The sequence below is a fragment of the Nonomuraea sp. 3-1Str genome (assembly GCF_031570565.1).
Taxonomy (GTDB): Bacteria; Actinomycetota; Actinomycetes; order Streptosporangiales; family Streptosporangiaceae; genus Nonomuraea.
Map to the genome: position 1 here is coordinate 56422 of NZ_JALHBK010000015.1, position 18994 is coordinate 75415.

At 69.5% G+C, this 18994-nt stretch carries 20 protein-coding genes; 13 read left to right on the forward strand and 7 right to left on the reverse strand.

The annotated features are described in order from the left end of the window. Positions 1-132: 132 nt before the first annotated feature. Together MTP10_RS23735 and MTP10_RS23740 are read left to right on the forward strand one after the other, a co-directional pair. Complete coding sequence (locus tag MTP10_RS23735) at positions 133-648, forward strand: DUF4396 domain-containing protein (protein ID WP_310711799.1); 516 nt, start codon at positions 133-135, stop codon at positions 646-648. A 98-nt stretch (positions 649-746) separates the two neighbouring features. Further along, positions 747-1400, forward strand: coding sequence for a 4a-hydroxytetrahydrobiopterin dehydratase (locus MTP10_RS23740; protein WP_310711800.1), 654 nt, complete (start codon positions 747-749; stop codon positions 1398-1400). 108 nt (positions 1401-1508) lie between these two features. On the opposite strand, the gene MTP10_RS23745 is transcribed toward MTP10_RS23740, so the two are convergent. Then, positions 1509-3227: a beta-galactosidase gene (locus tag MTP10_RS23745; RefSeq protein WP_310711801.1), complete on the reverse strand. Its 1719-nt coding sequence runs from the start codon at positions 3225-3227 to the stop codon at positions 1509-1511. A gap of 33 nt (positions 3228-3260) precedes the next feature. Continuing rightward, complete coding sequence (locus MTP10_RS23750; RefSeq protein WP_310711802.1) at positions 3261-4403, reverse strand: ROK family transcriptional regulator; 1143 nt, start codon at positions 4401-4403, stop codon at positions 3261-3263. Between the two features lie 201 nt (positions 4404-4604). Between MTP10_RS23750 and MTP10_RS23755 the strand changes: the two genes are divergently transcribed. Genes MTP10_RS23755 through MTP10_RS23770 form a run of 4 tightly spaced genes read left to right on the forward strand, consistent with a single transcriptional unit; the run spans position 4605 to position 9803 of the window. Beyond that, positions 4605-5915, forward strand: coding sequence for a sugar ABC transporter substrate-binding protein (locus MTP10_RS23755; RefSeq protein WP_310711803.1), 1311 nt, complete (start codon positions 4605-4607; stop codon positions 5913-5915). After that, on the forward strand, positions 5912-6826 hold the full coding sequence (locus MTP10_RS23760; RefSeq protein WP_310711804.1) for a sugar ABC transporter permease: 915 nt from the start codon (positions 5912-5914) through the stop codon (positions 6824-6826). Before MTP10_RS23755 ends, MTP10_RS23760 begins: the two co-directional genes overlap by 4 nt. Next, on the forward strand, positions 6823-7680 hold the full coding sequence (locus tag MTP10_RS23765) for a carbohydrate ABC transporter permease (protein WP_310711805.1): 858 nt from the start codon (positions 6823-6825) through the stop codon (positions 7678-7680). The genes MTP10_RS23760 and MTP10_RS23765 overlap by 4 nt, the downstream gene beginning before the upstream one ends. Before the next feature lie 11 nt (positions 7681-7691). Continuing rightward, complete coding sequence (locus MTP10_RS23770; protein WP_310711806.1) at positions 7692-9803, forward strand: alpha-galactosidase; 2112 nt, start codon at positions 7692-7694, stop codon at positions 9801-9803. A gap of 88 nt (positions 9804-9891) precedes the next feature. Here the strand turns inward: MTP10_RS23770 and MTP10_RS23775 are convergent, their stop codons facing one another. Together MTP10_RS23775 and MTP10_RS23780 are read right to left on the reverse strand one after the other, a co-directional pair. Further along, positions 9892-10539, reverse strand: coding sequence for a response regulator transcription factor (locus MTP10_RS23775; protein WP_310711807.1), 648 nt, complete (start codon positions 10537-10539; stop codon positions 9892-9894). 4 nt (positions 10540-10543) lie between these two features. Next, positions 10544-10972 carry a hypothetical protein gene (locus MTP10_RS23780; RefSeq protein ID WP_310711808.1) on the reverse strand — a complete coding sequence of 143 codons (429 nt, stop codon included), beginning with the start codon at positions 10970-10972 and terminating at the stop codon, positions 10544-10546. 50 nt (positions 10973-11022) lie between these two features. Between MTP10_RS23780 and MTP10_RS23785 the strand changes: the two genes are divergently transcribed. From MTP10_RS23785 to MTP10_RS23795, 3 genes are read left to right on the forward strand one after another with little or no spacing between them, the layout of a single operon-like run. Continuing rightward, on the forward strand, positions 11023-11334 hold the full coding sequence (locus tag MTP10_RS23785; protein WP_310711810.1) for a hypothetical protein: 312 nt from the start codon (positions 11023-11025) through the stop codon (positions 11332-11334). 52 nt (positions 11335-11386) lie between these two features. Then, positions 11387-12139, forward strand: coding sequence for a DNA-formamidopyrimidine glycosylase family protein (locus MTP10_RS23790; protein ID WP_310711811.1), 753 nt, complete (start codon positions 11387-11389; stop codon positions 12137-12139). Then, the gene (locus MTP10_RS23795) at positions 12136-13194 is read left to right on the forward strand and encodes a spore photoproduct lyase family protein (protein WP_310711812.1); all 1059 of its coding nucleotides are present in this window, start codon (positions 12136-12138) and stop codon (positions 13192-13194) included. The genes MTP10_RS23790 and MTP10_RS23795 overlap by 4 nt, the downstream gene beginning before the upstream one ends. 31 nt (positions 13195-13225) lie before the next feature. Here MTP10_RS23795 and MTP10_RS23800 read toward each other — a convergent pair whose 3' ends face one another. Beyond that, the gene (locus MTP10_RS23800; protein WP_310711813.1) at positions 13226-13597 is read right to left on the reverse strand and encodes a nuclear transport factor 2 family protein; all 372 of its coding nucleotides are present in this window, start codon (positions 13595-13597) and stop codon (positions 13226-13228) included. Positions 13598-13657: 60 nt separating this feature from the next. Beyond that, entirely contained in the window at positions 13658-14371 is a 714-nt protein-coding gene (locus MTP10_RS23805) for an SDR family oxidoreductase (protein ID WP_310711814.1), read from the reverse strand. Positions 14372-14601: 230 nt separating this feature from the next. On the opposite strand from MTP10_RS23805, the gene MTP10_RS23810 reads away from it, so the two are divergent. The 4 genes from MTP10_RS23810 (at position 14602) to MTP10_RS23825 (ending at position 18286) form a co-directional block, all read left to right on the forward strand. After that, the gene (locus MTP10_RS23810) at positions 14602-15237 is read left to right on the forward strand and encodes a TetR/AcrR family transcriptional regulator (protein ID WP_310711815.1); all 636 of its coding nucleotides are present in this window, start codon (positions 14602-14604) and stop codon (positions 15235-15237) included. 378 nt (positions 15238-15615) lie between these two features. Beyond that, the gene (locus tag MTP10_RS23815) at positions 15616-16488 is read left to right on the forward strand and encodes an aldo/keto reductase (protein ID WP_310711941.1); all 873 of its coding nucleotides are present in this window, start codon (positions 15616-15618) and stop codon (positions 16486-16488) included. A gap of 140 nt (positions 16489-16628) precedes the next feature. Beyond that, positions 16629-17306: an isochorismatase family cysteine hydrolase gene (locus MTP10_RS23820; protein ID WP_310711816.1), complete on the forward strand. Its 678-nt coding sequence runs from the start codon at positions 16629-16631 to the stop codon at positions 17304-17306. A 368-nt stretch (positions 17307-17674) separates the two neighbouring features. Beyond that, positions 17675-18286: a VOC family protein gene (locus MTP10_RS23825; protein WP_310711817.1), complete on the forward strand. Its 612-nt coding sequence runs from the start codon at positions 17675-17677 to the stop codon at positions 18284-18286. A 242-nt stretch (positions 18287-18528) separates the two neighbouring features. Here MTP10_RS23825 and MTP10_RS23830 read toward each other — a convergent pair whose 3' ends face one another. Beyond that, positions 18529-18993 (reverse strand): MarR family transcriptional regulator, encoded by a 465-nt coding sequence (locus MTP10_RS23830; protein ID WP_310711818.1) that lies wholly within the window; start codon positions 18991-18993, stop codon positions 18529-18531. Position 18994 lies beyond the last annotated feature (1 nt).

Genomic DNA, 18994 nt, shown 5'->3' on the forward strand with positions numbered 1-18994 from the left:
CCCTATAGGAGGGGAGATCATGCCGGCCCAGCCACAGACCGCCATGGCAGCCGGCTTGCGTCATCACTCAGCCACTTTCCTTATATACCCCGTACTCGTATGATGCTGGCTCCACTACTAAGGAGCCTCATCATGGACCACAGTGGTCACCATCCGTCCCCGGAACCCGCTCTCCCAGCGGAGCACGATCACCACACCGCGCCCACGGCCACCTGGGCGATGGCTGCGCAGGCGACGCTGCACTGCCTGACGGGTTGCGCCATCGGCGAGGTTCTGGGCATGGTCATCGGCACCGCCGCCGGCCTTTCCAATCTCGCCACCGTGGTTCTGTCCGTGGCGTTGGCCTTCGTGTTCGGCTATGCACTGACCATGCGCGGCGTGCTGCGGGCCGGGGTCGACTTCCGCACGGCGTTGAAGGTGGCGCTGGCCGCGGACACGATCTCCATCGCGATGATGGAGATCCTGGACAACGGAGTGATGCTGATCGTGCCCGGCGCCATGGACGCGGGTCTGGGCAACTGGCTGTTCTGGGTGGCGCTGGCCGGGTCGTTGCTCGTGGCCTTCGTGCTGACCACACCGGTGAACAAGTGGCTGATCTCCCGCGGCAAGGGTCACGCGGTGACACACCAGTACCACCACGGCCACTGAGGCCCGCCTCACGCCATGCGGGCCCGTAGAACGCCGGCGCTCCTGGGAAAGATCCGTACCGGCTCGTCGCCAGGATGCCCGACATGCGAGGATGCCTCATGAGCAAACTGACCGGCCGGCAGATCGCGGACGAAGGGCTGGACGGGTGGGCATACCTGCTCGGCGGCCTGCAGGCCCGTATCCACACCAAGAACTTCGCGGCCGGGCTGTCGGTCGTCAACGCCATCGGCGCGGCAGCCGAGGAGATGGATCATCATCCCGATCTCAACCTGCGCTACACCCACGTAGACGTTCGGCTGACCAGTCACGACGAGCGCGCGGTCACGGACCGCGACATCCGGTTGGCCCGCGTCATCTCCTCCATCGCCGCCGACGCCGGGGCTCAGTTGGAAGCCTCGAAGGTCTCCAGGCTCGAGCTCGCCCTCGACACCGCGGCCCGGGAGGCGATTCTGCCGTTCTGGGCCGCGGTGCTGGCGATGGAGCATCTGTCCGGCCCCGACTTCGGCGACGAGCTCCGCGACCCGGCCGACGTTCTGCCGACCGTGTGGTTCCAGACGTCCGACAGCGAGGAACCCCGCCAGCGCTGGCACCTCGACGTGTGGGTGGATCCTGCGCAGGTCCAGCCACGCATCGACGCGGCGCTCGCGGCCGGCGGCACGCTGGTCAGCGACGCGGAGGCGCCGAGCTTCTGGGTGCTCGCCGACCCCGAGGGCAACCGGGCCTGCCTGTGCACCTGGCAGGCCCGTCGCTGAGAGCAGCCGGCATCGCTGCCGGCGATACGTCCGGGAGTGCGGAACGAACAGGCGGCCGTCGGCGCTGACCTTGCATGACGGGTCGACGGAAGCGCGCGCCAACCGCTGTCAGAGGCCGGCCTGTGCCAGGACGTTCGCGAGTCCGGACGCGTCCAGCCTGGTCGAGACGTACCAGGCGGTGCCCGCGCCTGCCTGGTGCCGGGTGATCGCCGGGCCGCCGCCGGCGTAGGTCACGGTCGCCGTGGCGCCGGTCAACTGGACGGTCTCGCTCCAGAAGGCGCCGGCCGTCCCGTCGGACAGCGCGACGGGGCCGGTCAGGGGGCGGAACTCCTCGACGCGGACGCCGAGCAAGTCGCGCAGCGCGCCGGGGTAGCCGCCCAGCCGGACGCGGGTGTCGGGGTCGGCGATGCCGCTGAAGTACGACACGATCAAGGTGCCCCCGCCCTCGACGTACGCGGTGAGGTTGGCGACGGCCTCGTCAGAGATCAGGTACAGGGACGGCATCAGCACCGCCCGATAGCGCGAAATATCGTGAGAAGGGTGGACGAAGTCGGTGGCGAGACCGCGCTGCCACAGCACCCGGTGCGCCTGCTCCACCGACGCGCGGAAGTCCATCCCGGTCACGGGCAGGGCCGGGTTCCGCAGCGCCCAGGCGGCCTCGTCGTCCCAGAGAATGGCCACCTCGGCCTCGGCGGGCTCCGCAGGCGGAAGGGCGCTGAGCGTCCGGCCCAGGTCGGCGATCTCACGGAAGACCCGGCTGTCGGCGCCCGCGTGCGGGACCATGCCCTGGTACCACTGCTCCGCCCCGCCCTGGGAGGCGCGCCACTGGAAATGCAGCACGCCGGTGGCCCCGCGGGCCACGTACTCCAGGCTGCGCCGCGCGTGCTCTCCCGGTTTCAGCGGGAGCGTCCCATCAGGGGTGTACATGGCCGCGACGCCCTGCTCCATCAGCAGCCACGGCTTCCCGCGCGCCCAGGAGCGGGCCAGGTCGGAGGCGAAGGCCACCTGGGCGAGCCCGCCGTCGCCCGGCTCGTCGGTGTAGTGGTCGATGCCCACGAGATCGACCTCGGCCGACCATTTCCAGTGGTCCAGCGGCGTCCAGCCCGCCATGACGTAATTGGTGGTCACCGGCTGCCGCCCATGGACGCGCAGGATGTCACGCTGCTCGCGGTAGTGGGCGAGCAGCGCGTCGGAGCAGAAGCGGCGGTAGTCGAGCAGGTGGGCGGGGTTCGACCGGTACTGGGTGGCCCGCGGTGGCATGATCTGCTCCCACGCCGAGTAGTGCTGGCTCCAGAACGCCGTGGTCCACGCGTCGTTGAGCGCGTCGAGGGACTCGTGCCGGTCACGCAGCCAGGCGCGGAAGGCCGTCGCGCAGTGATCGCAGTGGCAGATCGTGCCGTACTCGTTGTGCACGTGCCACATGGCCGTCGCCGGGTGGGCGCCGTACCGCTCGGCGAGCACCGTCGCGATGCGGCGCGAGGCCGCCCGGTACGCGGGCGCGTTGACGCAGTACGTGTCACGGCTGCCATGGGTGAGCCGGGTCCCGTCGGCCCGCACCGGCATCGCGTCCGGATGAGCCAGGCCGAACCAGGGCGGCGGAGAGGCCGTCGGGGTCGCCAGGTTGACCTGGATGTCGTTGTCGTGCAGCAGGTCCATGACGCGATCGAGCCAGCCGAAGTCGTGGACGCCCTCCGACGGCTCAAGCCGGGCCCAGGAGAAGACCCCTACGGTGACGAGGTTGACCTTCGCCTCCCGCATCAGCCGGACATCCTCCGGCCAGACGTCCTCCGGCCATTGTTCGGGGTTGTAGTCTCCGCCGAAATACATGCTCTCTCCAACTGGGGGTGTCGCGGCCGCTGATCAGTCGCTGCCGGTTACGTAACTCTGGATGGCCACGACCGCGCCGCCACGGGCCCATTCGCGAAAGTCGTCCACTTCGATCAGCACGTCGACCGAGTTCGCCTGGCCGCGCCGGTTCTCGCTGAGCGCCCGGTCGAGACCGTCCTTGGCGACGCGGGCCAGCTCCACACCCTCACCGGCCACGATCACCGTCTTGACCATGGAGAACGTCGCGACGTGGGCGATGAGCCTGCCGAGCGCGTCCGCGGCTTCGGTGACGACGCCGAGACACACCTTGTCCCCCTCCGTGGCCAGGCGCATCACCTCCTCGTACGTCACCGGCCGCCGCAGCCCCTGTCCGGCGGCGGTCACGATGGACCCGCTGGCCAGGTAGGCGGAGGCGCAGCCGCGGTGGCCTTCCCCGCACATCGGCCCGCCCGCGTTCAGCACCAGGTGGGCGAACATGCCGAGGTCCGACTCGGCCGCCGTCACCAGATGATCGTGTACGACCAGGGCGTAGCCGACTCCCGCCCCGATCGAGACGAGCGCGAAGTCGCGCAGCCCGCGGGCCGCCCCGAACCAGTGATGCTGGTGGCCGAGCGCCGCCACGTCGTTCTTGACCACGCACGGGATGCCCAGAGCCTGCTCCAGCAGCGACTTGAGCGGGACCTGCCGCCAGCCGAGAAACGACGAGTCGACCAGCCGCTCACCGCCGAGCTGGACCGCCGAGCGGGCGTCGCCGCCGAGCGTGACGCCGGCCCCGACCGGCGTCCGCTCGCCGCCGGCCAGCTCATCGAGCAGCCCTCTGATCTGGCGGCACACGGCCTGGGGGCGGTGGTCGGAGATCGGCTCGTCGCGGGACGCGACGATCTGGGCGCGCAGGTCGGTGACGACCGCGTGGACGCGGTCCGCGGTCAGCTTGACGCCGAAGAAGCAGTGCTCGCCCGCGGCCACGTCCAGCGGGCGGGTCGGGCGGCCGTTGACCGGGTCGTGGACCACGTCGCCTTCGACGAGGAGCCCGGCGTCGACCATGGGCTTGGTCAGCCGCGTCAGGCTGCCGGTGGACAGGCGCAGGGTCCTGGCCAGGGCGGTCCTGGACTGCGGACCGTGGATGATGAGCTCCTTGACGATGGAGCGTGCCGCGTCGGGCAAGGCGTCCCACATGCCGCACCATCTTTGGGGCTCCACCCACATCAGCGCCAGCCTCTCTCACTTGATTTCGCGGCAAAGCTAGCATGTCCACCACGTCACGAAGCGTTCACATAACACGCACGAAATCTATGCACAAGTAGTGACATGCCTCTCACCTTCTCCCTAGGTTGGCTCTGTTGCAAAGCTCGTCCGCTTTGTAGGAAGAAGGCACGGATGCGTATCACGAGGCTCGCCGGCTCGATCGCGGTGCTCAGCACGGCTGCCGTCCTCACGGCCTGCTCGTCGAGCACGTCGGGGAGCACCAGCACGCCGGCAGCGGCCGCAGGGCCGGTCACGCTGGAGTTCTGGTGCTGGGGCACGACTCAGAAGCCCAAGGTCGAAGCGTTCAACAAGTCCCACCCGGACATCCAGGTCAAGCACACCGACGTGGGAGGCGGCACGGACACCGCCGCCAAGCTGCTCACGGCGACCCGGGCGGGCAACGGCCCCGACGCCGCCTGCATCGAGTACGACACCCTGCCTTCCATGATCGTGGCCGGTGCGCTGGCCGACATCTCCGCCCACACCGGCGACGTCAAGACCGCCTTCAGCCCGGAAGTGTGGAACCTGACCAGCTTCGACGGCGCCGTGTACGGGGTGCCGCAGGACGTCGGCCCGATGGTGCTGGTCTACAACAAGAAGCGCTTCCAGGAGCTGAAGATCGAGCCGCCGGCCACGTGGCAGGACTTCGCGAAGGTCGCGGCGGACGTACGCAAGAAGGACCCGGAGACCTACCTCGCGACCTTCGCGCCCGCGGAGTTCGGCAACTTCGCCGGGCTGGCGCAGCAGGCCGGCGCGTCCTGGTGGAAGGTCCAGGACCAGACGTGGACCGTGGGGATCGCCGACCAGCCCTCCCTCGAGGTGGCCGACTTCTGGCAGGGGCTCATCGACAAGGACCTCGTCAAGGCCGAGCCGCTGCTCACCCCGGAGTGGAACAACAAGCTGAACCAGGGCAAGATCCTCACCTGGCCGAGCGCGCTGTGGGCGCCGGGCGTGCTGTACGGCATCGCGGAGAAGCAGGCGGGCGACTGGGCCATCGCGCCACTTCCCCAGTGGAAGGAGGGCGACGACCGGGTGGCCTTCCAGGGCGGGTCCGCGCTGACCGTCACGAAGACCTCCAAGCACACCGAGGCCGCGGCCACGTTCGCCAAGTGGATGAACACCGACAAGGCGGCGAACGCTGTCCAGATCGAGCTGGGCGAGTACCCGGCGTCGCTGGCCGGGCAGCAGGCCGCGACAACCAGCGCGCCGCCCAAGCTGACGGCGAACCAGAAGGACTACTGGGACATCGCCACGAAGGCGGCCCAGCACACGATTCCGCACATCAGCTGGGGCCCGAACGTCAGCACCGCCAGCAGCGCGTACCAGGACGCCGTCGCCACCGCGGTCCGTGACCACACGCCGCTGCGGGACGCGCTGACGAAGACGCACAACCTCGTGGTGGCGGACATGAAGACCACCGGCTTCAAGGTCGCCGGCCCATGACCGCCCTGCCCAGGGCGGAGCGCAGGTCCCGGGCTCCCTATCTCTTCGTGGCGCCCGCCGTGCTGCTCTTCGTCGCCTTCCTGGCGGTCCCCATCGGCTACGCGATCCACCTCAGCGCGCGCGGCCTGAGACTGACCGGCAAGGGCATCTTCGGCACGCGCGAAGAGGTCTTCGTCGGGCTCGACAACTACGTCAGGACGCTCACCGATCCCGAGTTCTTCGCCGGCTTCGGCAGGCTCGCGATCTACGGCCTGATCAGCGTGCCGCTCACGCTCGGGCTGGCGCTGCTGTTCGCGCTGCTCCTCGACCACGCCGGTTCACGGGCCAGGAGGTTCTCGCGCACGGCGATCTTCGTCCCGTACGCCGTACCCGGCGTGACGGCCTCGCTGCTGTGGGGCTTCATGTACCTGCCCTCGACCAGCCCGTTCAGCTACCTGACCCGGGAGCTGGGGCTGGGCGAGATCCCGTTTCTCGGGGCGGGCGGCATCTACCCGTCGCTGGCCAACATCGCGGTGTGGGGCGGCGTCGGCTTCAACATGATCATCATCTTCACGTCGCTGCGCGGCATCCCGCCGGAGCTGTACGACGCGGCGCGCATCGACGGCGCCTCCGAATGGCAGATCGCCTGGCGGATCAAGATCCCGCTGGTGGCGCCCGCCCTCGTGCTCACCGGGTTGTTCGCGCTGATCGGAACGCTGCAGGTGTACGGCGAGCCGACCACCGTGAAACCGATGACGCCGGAAATCTCCGGAGACTGGGTGCCCTTGATGCACATCTACCGCGACGCCTTCGTCCGCGACGACCTGGCGCTGGCCTCGGCCGCCTCCGTCCTGCTGGCGGTGGGCACGCTCGTGGTCTCGGTCGTGCTCCTGAAGGTCACCCAGAAGCGCGCGTTCGGAGGCATGCAATGAGCGCCGCCAACAGCGTGCTCACGCACCGGCGCGCCCAGATCCTGCCCACCATCGTCCTGCTCCTCGGCTCGATCTACTGCCTGGTGCCGGTCGCCTGGGTGCTGGTGGCCTCGACCAAGTCGAGCGGCGAGCTGTTCTCGACGTTCACCTTCGCGCCGGGAACGGGCCTGCTGGACAACCTGCGCGACCTGTTCGCCTACGGGAACGGCCTCTACCTGCGGTGGACGGCCAACAGCGCCCTGTACGCGATCGCCGGCGCCGCGGCCTCGACCCTGATCTCGGCGCTGGCCGGGTATGCCATGGCCAAGTACGAGTTTCGCGGCCGGAGCGTCCTGTTCTACGCCATCCTGGCCGGCGTCCTCGTGCCCGGCATGACGCTGGCCATCCCGCAGTATCTGCTCATGTCCGAGCTCGACCTGGTGGGCGGCTACTGGTCGGTCCTGCTGCCGAGCCTCATCTCCCCGTTCGGCATCTACCTGGCCAGGGTCTACGCGATGGCCTCCGTCCCGGACACGACGATGGAGGCGGCCAGGATCGACGGAGCGAGCGAGTATCGCATCTTCGGCTCGATCGGGCTGCCCATGATGGTGCCCGGCATGGTGACGATCTTCCTGCTGCAGTTCGTCGGGAGCTGGAACAACTTCCTGCTGCCCTACATCATGCTGTCGGACGAGACCAAGTTCCCGATCACCGTGGGCCTGTACACCGTGCTCAGCAAGGGGTCGGGCCAGCCCACCCTGTACGGCATCGCCATCGTGGGCGCCGCCGTGTCGGTGATCCCGCTCATCGTCCTGCTGCTGACCCTGCAGCGCTTCTGGCGGCTGGACCTGCTCAGCGGAGGACTGAAAGGATGAAACCGCCGTCCATGGAGATTCTGCACTTCAGAGCCGCCGGCGTGTCCGTGGTGATCGAGTGCCCGCCCGATGCCCTGCCCGCGATCCTGCACTGGGGTCCGGACCTGGGCCCGCTCGAGGACGCGGCACTGGCCCACCTGACGGCCGATCTCCGTCCGCGGCTCGACGCCGGCGTCGACGTGCCCGTACGGGTCCCGCTGGTGCCCGAGGCGCGTACCGGCTGGATGGGCCTGCCCGGTCTGTCCGGGCATCACCTGGGACAGAACTGGTCCCCCGCCTTCACCAGCGTCGCCTACCGGCGGACCGGGCAGACCCTCACCGCCACCGCCAGGGACGAGCACGCCCTCCTCTGCCTCACGATCGTCATCGAACTCGGCGACTCCGGCCTCCTGCGGGCCCGCGCGGACCTGCGCAACCAGTCCGAGTCCCCCTACAACCTGGACACGCTCAATCTCGCCTTCCCCGTGCCCGGCACCCCCACGGACCTGTTCGACCAGGCCGGGCGGTGGGCCAAAGAACGCATCCCGCAGCGCCGCTCCCTCACCACCGGCATCCACCTGCGCGAGAACCGCCGCGGCAGGACCGGCCCCGACGCCGCCACCGTCCTGTTCGCGGGCACCTCCGACCTCGGCTTCCGGCGCGGCGAGGCCTGGGGCCTGCACGTCGGCTTCAGCGGCAACCACCGCCACTACGCCGAGCGCACCTCCAGCGGCCGGACCATGCTGGGCGGCGGCGAGCTGCTGCTGCCCGGCGAGATCATCCTGGCGCCGGGTGAGAGCTACGAAAGCCCCTGGCTCTACGCCACCTACGGGCGCGGCCTGGACGCCGCGGGCCGCCGCTTCCATGAGCACCTGCGCGCCAGGCCCGCGCACCCGTCCGGGCCCAGGCCCGTGATGCTCAACACGTGGGAGGCCGTCTATTTCGAGCACGACCTCGACCGCCTGCTGGAGCTGGCCGGCCGGGCCGCCAGGGTCGGGGTCGAGCGGTTCGTGCTGGACGACGGCTGGTTCCACGGCCGCCGCGACGCCCGGGCCGGGCTCGGCGACTGGACCGTGGACGCCGCCGTCTGGCCGGACGGGCTGACGCCGCTGGTCAAGCGGGTCAGGGAGCTCGGCATGCAGTTCGGGCTCTGGTTCGAGCCAGAGATGATCAACCCGGACTCCGACCTGGCCCGTGCCCACCCCGGCTGGATCATGCAGACCGGCGACCGCCTGCCGCCGCTCGCCCGCGATCAGCAGGTGCTGGACCTGACCAACCCCGAGGCGTACGCGTACGTCAGGACGCGGCTGCTCGCCTTGATCGGCGAGTACGACCTCGACTTCATCAAGTGGGACCACAACCGCGACCTCGTGGACGCGGGCTCCCCGGCGAGAGGCGGCCGGGCCTCCGTCCACGCCCAGACGCACGCCGTCTACCGGCTGCTCGACGAGATCAGGGCCGAGCACCCCCGCCTGGAGATCGAGTCCTGCTCGGGCGGCGGCGGCCGGGTGGACCTCGGCATCCTGGAGCGGACCGACCGCGTCTGGGCCAGCGACTGCATCGACCCGGCCGAACGCCGGCAGATCATGCGCTGGACCGGGCAACTGCTGCCGCCTGAGCTGATCGGCAGCCACATCGGCGCCGGCCGCTCCCACACCACCGGCCGCCGCCACGATCTCGCCTTCCGGGCCGCCACCGCGTTCTTCGGCCACTACGGGATCGAATGGGACCTCACCACGCTCACCGACGGCGAGCTGGACGACCTGGCCTCGTGGGTCGCCCTGCACAAACGGCACCGCCACCTGCTGCACACGGGCGTGGTGGTCCGCGTGGACGACGCCCCGGAGAGTGTGGAGGCCCATGGCGTCGTCGCCGCCGACGCCTCCGAGGCCGTCTACGAGATCGCCATGCTGGACCGCCCGTCCACCTGGCCGCCGGGCCGGCTCCGGCTGCCCGGGCTCGACCCGGCGACCGTCTACTCGGTCCGCCCGCTCATGCCCGTGACCTCGCACGGGACCGCCCCGGCCTGGACGACCGGCGACTTCGCCCTGCCCGGCTCCGTGCTGGCCGGCTCGGGCATCGCCGTGCCGCCGCTGTTCCCCGACGAATCCGTGCTGGTCCACGTCGTCGCCAGGAGCCGCTGATCAGGTCGCAGGCGATCCGAGCCGCCCGGGCGTGCGAGCACGACGCCCGCCCGGGTGCCGAGGTGGTATCTCGCCGTCGCCCTCCTGCTCAGAGGAGGCCGGCATCGCGGACCTTCATCGCGACCTGGACGCGGTTGTCGGTGCCGAGCTTGGCGAAGATACGGGTGATGTTGGCCTTGACCGTGGCGACGCTCATGTAGAGCTGCTGCGCGATCTCGGTGTTGGAACGGCCTTTCGCCACCTCGACGGCGACCTGCCGTTCGCGGTCGGTCAACGTGGCCAGCTCGCGCTGGGCCTCCTCGCGGCGCGGCTCGTGGCCCCCGGTGGCGGCGGCGATCACCTGGTGGGTGACACTCGGCGACAGCACCGGCTCGCCGGCGGCCACGGCGCGGACCGCCGCGACCATCCTGGCCGGCGGGGTGTCCTTGAGCAGGAACCCGGCGGCACCGATGCGAAGCGCCCGCAGCACCATGTCGTCGGCGTCGAAGGCGGTCAGCACGAGGATCCGCGGCGGCTCCGGCCAGGACAACAGCGTCTCGGTCGTGGCCAGGCCGTCCTGGCCCGGCATACGGATGTCCATCAGCACGACGTCGGGCCGCAGCTCGCGGATCACGCCGGTCGCCTCACGCCCGTCGCCCGCCTCGCCGATGATCTCCATGTCGGACTCGCCGCCCAGGATGAGGCGCAGGCCCGTCCGCACCATCGGGTCGTCGTCGACGATCACCACTCGGATCACGGGGTCAAGCCTTCCACGGCAGCTGGACGTCGAGGACGAAGCGTCCGTCGTGGCGGGCGTGCGCCATCGTGCCGCCCGCCATCCGGACCCGTTCGCCCAGGCCCACCAGGCCGAGCCGGCCACCGGGACCGGCGGACGCGCCGTAGGGCGTCGGGTTGGTCACGCGGATACGCAGCGCGTCGCCCGGCCGTCCGTCGAGCTCGACCACCACGCTGCTCCCTGGCGCGTGCTTGCGCGCGTTGGTGAGCGCCTCCTGCACGACCCGGTACGCGTTGCGCCCGGTCTGCGTGGGCAACAGGTCGCGCTGCTCGACGGTGTCGGCCACGACGACCTTCTGCCCGGCGGCCCGTACCTCGTGGAACAGCTCCCGCAGATCGGCCAGGGTCGGCTGCGGCGGCGCGGTGGCGCCGTCGGAGCGCAGGGTGCCGAGCACGGTGCGAAGCTCGTTGAGCGACTGGTGGGCGTTCTGCCACGCCCACGACGATGGCCGGCTGGACGGCCGCCAACGTGCTCTTCACCCTGATGGGGGTGGCTCTGGGCACGCTGCTGCTCAACGCCCCGGCCGCGATCGTCGTCTACCTGGCGAGCACCGGCGTGTGGAACGCCGTCGCCATGCTCGGAAGCGCCGGCGAGACGCTCGCGCGATGGCTCGACCTCAACAGGACCATCGCGCCGCTCGCCACCGGCGACTGGGCGGACATCTCCCCCGCCCGCCTCGCCGCCTCGGTTGCCGTGTGGATCGTCATTCCCCTGCTGCTCGGCACTGCCCGTGTGTCGCGCAAGGAAGTGAAATGACAGCACATCGATGATGAGGGCACCTACCGGCTCACGGGGTACGTCCCCGGGCATGCCGGAAGGACATCTCATTCACCGTCACGCCGCTGAACAGCGGGCGGACCTGGCCGGGCGAGCGGTGCGCGTGTCGGGGCCGCAGGGACGGTTCGACGCGCGGCCGTGGGACGGGCGGACGCTGACGGAAGTGGAGGCGGTCGGCAAGCACCTGCTGTACCACTTCGAGGACACCCCCACCGTGCACGTGCACCTGGGCATGCGGGGGATCTTCCTGCGGTACGACGTTCCGGGCACATCGCCGCGGCCCGGGACGCGGTTGCGGTTGGCCACCGACGAGGTGGCCTACGACCTCATCGCCCCGTCCCGCTGTGAGGCATTGCCGGCGGCGCAGGTGGCGGCGCTGCGGGGCTCGCTCGGGCCCGATCCGTTGCGCGCGGACGCCGTTCCGGAGCAGGCCGTGGCCCGGTTGACGGCCTTCACCGGGCCGGTGGGCGCGGCCGTGCTCGACCAGGGAGTGTGGTCGGGGATCGGGAACGCGTGGCGGGCCGAGTTGCTCTTCCTCGTCGGTCTGCACCCGAACGCCCGCGGCGTCTCCCCGGAAGTCGCCGGGCGGCTCTGGGACACCGCGGTCACGTACCTCGCTCTCGGCCGGGACGCCGGGCAGGTGGTGAGCGACCCGGACGCGCCTTCGGAGCGCTGGGTGTACCGGCGCGAGCACTGCCGCAGCTGCGGCGCACCCGTCCTGACCTGGCAACTCGCTTCCAGGACCGCATATTCTTGTCCCATGGAACAGCAGGAGTGCCGTTGACCGGCCTCCTCGACATCCGGCGTGTCTACGTCGAGCCCGAGGCGGCCGTCCTGCCGCGTGGGCGGCAGATCCTCGCTCGATTCCCCGGCGCCGAGATCGTCGAAGTCGAGAGCCACCACCGCATCCCGCAGTTGTACGGCGACGAGGCGAACGTGGCCCGCTGGGTGCGGATCAAGACCGAGGCGCTCGTGCTCGGCGTCAAGAAGTCGCTGACCGCCCGCCCCAACGGCCGTTCGGCCGACTTCATCGCGCCGTCCACGGCCAACGGCTGCGCGATGGCGTGCGCCTACTGCTATGTGCCGCGCCGCAAGGGCTACAGCAACCCCATCACGGTGTTCGCCAACATCGACAAGATCGCCGGCTATCTGCGGCGGCATGCCGGTCGCCAGGGCGACAAGCCCGAGCCCGATCAGGTCGATCCCCGTCTGTGGGTGTACGACATCGGCGAGAACTCCGACTGCTCGGTCGACGCCATGATCTCCGAGAACGTACGGGACCTGGTGGAGCTTTTCCGTGACCTGCCGAACGCCAAGGCCAGCTTCGCCACCAAGTACGTCAACCGCGACCTGCTCGACTGGGACCCGCGGGGGCACACGCGCATCCGCTTCAGCCTCATGCCCGCCGCCGACTCCAAGCTGCTGGACATCCGCACCTCCCCCGTCGCCGAACGCATCGACGCGATCAACGACTTCGTGGCGGCCGGTTACGAGGTCCACGTCAACCTGAGCCCGGTGGTGGTCCGGGACGGCTGGCTGGAGGACTGGGCCGAGCTGCTGGACCGGCTCGACGACTCGGTGTCTCCCGAGGCCCGTGCCCAGCTCGCCGCCGAGGTGATCTTCCTGACCCACAACGACCGGCTCCATCAGGTCAACCTGGGCTGGCATCCCAAGGCGGAGGAGGTGCTGTGGCGGCCGGAGCTCCAGCAGGCCAAGCGCTCCGAGACGGGCGGCTGGAACGTCCGCTACCGCAACGGTCACAAGGGCCGCTATGTCACCGCCCTCACCGACCTGCTCGCCGCCAAGCTCCCCTACTGCCGCGTTCGCTACGCCTTCTGAGAGCCAGTGCAACGCACACAGGTGTCGTTCCTCAGTCGAGCCGGGAGACCTGGTAATGGCTGATGAGCCAGCCCTCCTCGATCCGCCGGACCAGCACGCTGAGGTAGACGTGCAGGGTGGGGCGGTCCCGGAAGGAGAAGTCGACGGCCAGGTAGCCGAGGACGAGGTCGTCAGCGGGGGCCCTGGTCTCCAGGATGCGGTACGCGGCCGTCAAGCCGGGTGGCTGGGAGGCATAGTAGGCGGCGATGCCCGGCCGCCCGACGTCGTAGGGGTGCAGCCCCTGGAAGATCGCGTCCTCGGTGAACAGGGCCGCGATCTGCTGGGGTTCGTCCGCGTCGATGCCGGCCTTCCACCGGTCGAGGACGTCGCGGAGGACCGTTTCCCGGTCCTTGACACTGGTCATCAGACTTCTCCTGTCGCTGGAACGGAACTCACATGGTTGGGCACGGTGAGTGGTCCCCGGTCAGTGGCCGGCGCTCATGCCGCCGTCCACGTGGAGGATTTCGCCGGTGACAAAGGGGGCGTTCTCCAGGAAGACGACCGCGTCCACGATGTCCTTCGTCTCACCCATCCGGCCTGCCGGGTGCAGCGCCGCGAGGGCCTCGTGGGTCTCCTGCGCATGCATGGGGGTTTTGATGGTCCCCGGTGAGACGGCGTTCACGCGGATGCCGCGCGTGGCGTACTCGATGGCGAGGGACTTGGTGGCGGCCTGCAGGCCGCCCTTGGTCAGTGAGGCCAGCACGGACGGGACCCGGGAGTCGGGGTTGTCGACCAGGCTGGTGGTGATGCTGACGACGTGGCCGCCGCCCTGGGTGAGCATGCGCGCGATGGCGAGCTGGGTGAGGTGGAAGAAGCCGTCGAGGTTCACGTCGGTCACCACGGCGTAATCGTCGAGGGTGTAGTCGGTGAACGGCTTGGCGACGAAGATGCCCGCGTTGTTGACCAGGGTGTCCACCCGGCCGAATCGCTCGACGGCCGCGGCTGTCGCACGTTCGGCGGTGACACGGTCGGCGATGTCGCCCTGGACGGTGACGACGCCGGGGTCGTCCGAGGGAGCGATGGTGCGGGAGACAGCAACGACGGCGTAGCCCAGGTGGCGATATGCCTCGACGATGCCGGCCCCGATGCCCTGCGACGCACCGGTGATGATCGCGACCTTCTGACCGTGGTTGTTCATGATGACCTTCTCTGGTGGTCGAGGATGCTTCCGGGCGGACTAGCCGACCGGTCGTCTATGACGGTAGACGACCGGTCTACAATCGTCAAAGTGAGCCGGCGCACATCCGTCCAGGGAGTGGTCCCAGCCTTTCGGTCGCATGCGAAACCTGTTGACCTGCACCTCTCCACCATCGATGGTAATAGGCGACCGGTCTAGTAAAAGTAGATGACCGGTCGTACACTAGTAATGTGGGACGAACGAGTGACGCCAAGGAGAGGATCCTCAGCGCCGCGCAGATGCTCATCGAGCTGCGTGGCTACTCCGCGTTGGGTGTGGCCGAGATCTGCAAGGCGGCGGGCGTGCCGAAGGGTAGCTTCTACTACTTCTTCAGCTCCAAGGAGGACCTCGCCCTGGCCGTCATCGACGAGCACTGGGCCGCCCAGCGCAGCAACTGGGACCGTATCCTGCGCAACGATGACCCGCCGCTCCAGCGCCTTCGGCAGCTGTTCGAGGCGACCCAGGCCGACCAGCGCGCCGGGCAGCAAAGCTGCGGCACCGTCTCGGGCTGTCTCTTCGGCAACCTGACCCTGGAGATGAGCAACCAGACAGAAGCCCTCCGTGTACGCCTGCAGCAGATCTTCGACGCGCAGGTCGACATGGTCGACAAGGTCATCGCTGAAGCCCGGGAGCGCGACGAGGTCATCGTCGCCGACACCCACGAGGCGGCACGATCCGTCGTCGCCCAGCTTGAGGGCCAAGTGCTCTTCGCCAAGCTCTACAACAACACCCAACGCCTCGACGCTCTGTGGACCAACTGCCTGGCCATTCTCGGCGCCACCGCATCCGTCGGAGGTCAGGAGGCGCCGGTGACCCCGGCGCGGTGAAGAACCTGCACCCGTCCATCCCGGCAGTTCCCGGCCGCGGCACGGGCTTCACGGCGACCATCATCACGCCCGAGACCTCACGAGCCAGCGCCACGCCAAGGTTGTGACACAGGCACTCAGCCGGCCGATCAGGACAGGGCGGCGCCTGAACGCACAGGGACCTGGAGATACGGCTTTGCCCCGCGTTGAGGTAGGGCGCAGGCACACCGGGCAGGCTGCGGGGGTGCACGGGGTCGATGCATGGCAGGGGGTCCCGGTCACCGGCAGCGGATACGCCGGTCGCGCTTGCCCTGACCGTTCGCGGCGACAGCGCAGCCGGTGGCCGCTGGTCCTCCGCCACCTGGCACGCCCAGCGGCAATCAGCGAAAGGACACCGTGATGACTTCTGTGAGGGCCGACGCGTCCGGCCAATTCATGATCGACGATGCTCTCCCCGTCAACCGCCTCGGCTACGGAACCATGCAGCTGACCGGCCCCGGCGTATGGGGACCTCCGGCCGACCCGGACGGGGCTGTGCGGGTGCTGCGCCGGGCGGCGGAACTCGGTGTGACTCTCTTCGACACCGCCGACTCCTACGGCCCGTTGGTCGCCGAGCCGCTGCTCCGCCGCGCCCTCGCCCCGTACGGCGAGGACATCGTCATCGCCACCAAGGCCGGGCTCACCCGGCAGGGGCCCGACAAGTGGACACCTGTCGGTAGGCCGGCCTATTTGCGCCAGCAGTGCGAGATGAGCCTGCGCATCCTCGGAGTCGACCACATCGCGCTGTTCCAGCTGCACCGCGTCGATCCAGAAGTGCCCCTGGAAGACCAGGTCGGCGAGCTGAAAGCGCTGAAGGACGAAGGAAAGATCGCGCACATCGGCCTGTCGGAGGTGAGCATCGACCAGATCGAACAGGCCCGCGCCATCGCCCCGATCGCTTCCGTGCAGAACCTGTACAACCTGGCCAACCGCACGGCCGAGAACGTGCTCGAGTACTGCGAAGACCATCACATCGCCTTCATCCCGTGGTTCCCGCTGGCCACCGGCGGCCTGGTGAAGTCCGGCGGACCGTTCGAGGAAGTCGCCTCCCGGCTGTCGGCCACGCCGTCACAGCTCGCGCTCGCGTGGCTGCTCCACCGCTCACCGGTCATGCTGCCCATTCCTGGCACCTCGTCGGTGGAGCATCTCGAGGAGAACGTGGCAGCTGCCGGCCTCCAACTGACCGATGAGGATGTCGCCGAGATGACCGCGGCCGTCACGTCGCCGAGCTGACCCCTGGCGGCACGGATGGCCGGAACATCCTATAGATCATGCGCAGGGTGGTATTTGACCAGGTATTTCTTGACTCTGTGGATGGTAGGAACGAGCTTGTCAGCCATAGTTTCTCACTGTCCGAGGCAAGGGGCAGAGCCATGTCCCAGGCGTATGACCCCCGCCACACGGCGGTTCTGCTGGTCGACCCTTACAACGACTTCCTGTCTGAGGGCGGCAAGGTCTGGCCGCGCGTGGAGTCCGTAGCGCAGCAGGTCGGGCTGCTGGATCACCTGCGCTCTGTGATCGCGTCCGCCCGGGAGACCGGCATACGGGTGGTGATCGTTCCGCATCGGCGCTGGGAGCCGGGCGACTACGAGACATGGGATCACCCCAACCCCACGCAACGCGCCATCATGCAGCGGCATAGCTTCGCCCGCGGGACCTGGGGTGGGGAGTTCCACCCCCACTTCCAGCCGCAGCCCGGCGACGTCGTGGCCCGGGAGCACTGGGCGCAGAGCGGGTTCGCCAATACCGACCTTGACTTCCAGCTCAAGCAGCACGGCATCACCCATGTCGTGCTCGTCGGCCTGCTGGCGAACACCTGCATCGAGTCCACCGGCCGCTTCGCCATGGAACTGGGCTACCACGTCACGCTCGTGCGTGACGCCACCGCGGCGTTCCTCCCCGAGATGATGCACGCCGCGCACGAGCTGAACGGCCCCACCTTCGCCCACGCCATCATCACTACCAGGGAGCTCACCACCGCATTCGAGGACGCGGCCCCGTCCGTGCCGCGGACGCCGCCACAAGCGCAAGCGGGAAGCTTCGGTGAGTGAGCGCCGCCACATCCGACGCCCTGCCGGATCGGCCGCGTGGTGCGCACCACTCTCCGCGCTGGTCGAGTTCATCGCGAGCACCTCAAGCCGGCGCCGGGGCGGGCGTGGGTGCCTGTGGCGCAAGCGCGCGTTCTCATGGAGCGGCGCATCGCGGGCCGACGTGATCAGGGGTCCCGTTCCAGGCACTCCAGGTCGTCCCTGCTCGGCTGTCAGCCCTGTTGAGGATCGCACCTACGGGCCTCGGTGCTCTCGAGTGACGCGTCCTGTCTTGGGCGGCCACTGAGTTTCCCCGGGGCGACCCCGGGGCACGCTGCACGAATCTCATCATGTCGGCCTTGTTATGAGCACAGGGGGCGCAGGTCATGGACATGAAACTCGAAGTCGTCGTGGTGCCGGTCGCTGATGTCGACCGGGCCAGGGACTTCTACACGGGGCTCGGCTGGCGGCTCGACGCCGACATCTCCACCGGCGAGGACTTCCGGGTGGTGCAGGTCACTCCGCCCGGCTCCCCGGCCTCGGTCATCTTCGGCACGTCGGTCACGTCCCAGACACCGGGCTCGACCCAGGGCATGCATTTGATCGTGGACGACATCGACGCCGCCCACGCGGAGCTCAAGCGGCTCGGTGCCGAGCCGAGCGAGGTGTTCCACGACGCCGGCGGCGTCTTCCACCACGCGGGTGCCGACGCCCGGGTGCCCGGCCCGGATCCGCAGCGTACGAGCTACGGCTCGTTCCTGTCGTTCAGCGACCCGGACGGCAACGGCTGGATCCTGCAGGAGGTCACCACCCGGCTCCCCGGACGGGTGGACCCATCGGTCACCGGCTTCGCCTCGACGGCGGACCTCGCGGCGGCGCTGCGCCGCGCCGCCGCCGCGCACGGCGAGCACGAGGCGCGCACCGGCGCCGAGGACCCGAACTGGCCGGACTGGTACGCCGACTACATGGTGCGCGAACAGGCCGGAGGCGAACCGCCGTCATGAGCGCGGCCACCTACCGTGCCATCGCGGTCACACCGGCCGGCGATGGACGAGCCGGCGATCGGTAGGAGCCGGCTCGACCAGCCCTTCACCGGCTGGTCCATCCGCGAACTGCCCCTGGCTTCCGCGGCCTGAAATCCTCCCGCCCAACTGGAGATCGTTCCCGGTCACAGCATTGGGGACGCCGCTCCGGCTGCCGCCGTGCGAGCCGGTGCACCGATGCGGCTCGGTTTATCCGGTGATGCTCATGCGGGTTCTTCCAGTTTGCGGGCGATGCTTTCCAGGGCGGACAGGTCCGCGGGCGAGAGCCGGTCGATGACGTGGCGGCGGACCGATTCCAGGTGGGCCGGGGCGGCGTCCTCAAGCGTCTCCAGGCCCTGCTCGGTGAGGACGAGATAACAGCCCCGGCCGTCGTCCGGGTCGGGCTCGCGCCGCACGAGACCGCGGGTCTCCATGCGGCTGGCGTGCCGCGACAGGCGGCTGCGCGACCAGCCCATCTTGGCGGCCTGCTCGCGCAGCGTGCTGGCGTGGCCCGGGCGCTCGGAGAGCGTGCTGAGCACCTCGTAGTCGGGGTCGGACAGGCCGATCGCGGCCAGGTCCTGGGCGGTGCGCGACTGGATCGCGATCATCATCCGCCGCAGGGCGCGCCAGGCGCGCTCCTCGTCCGCGTCGAGCCAGCGCACCGTCTCGCCGGACCATGTCTTTGACATG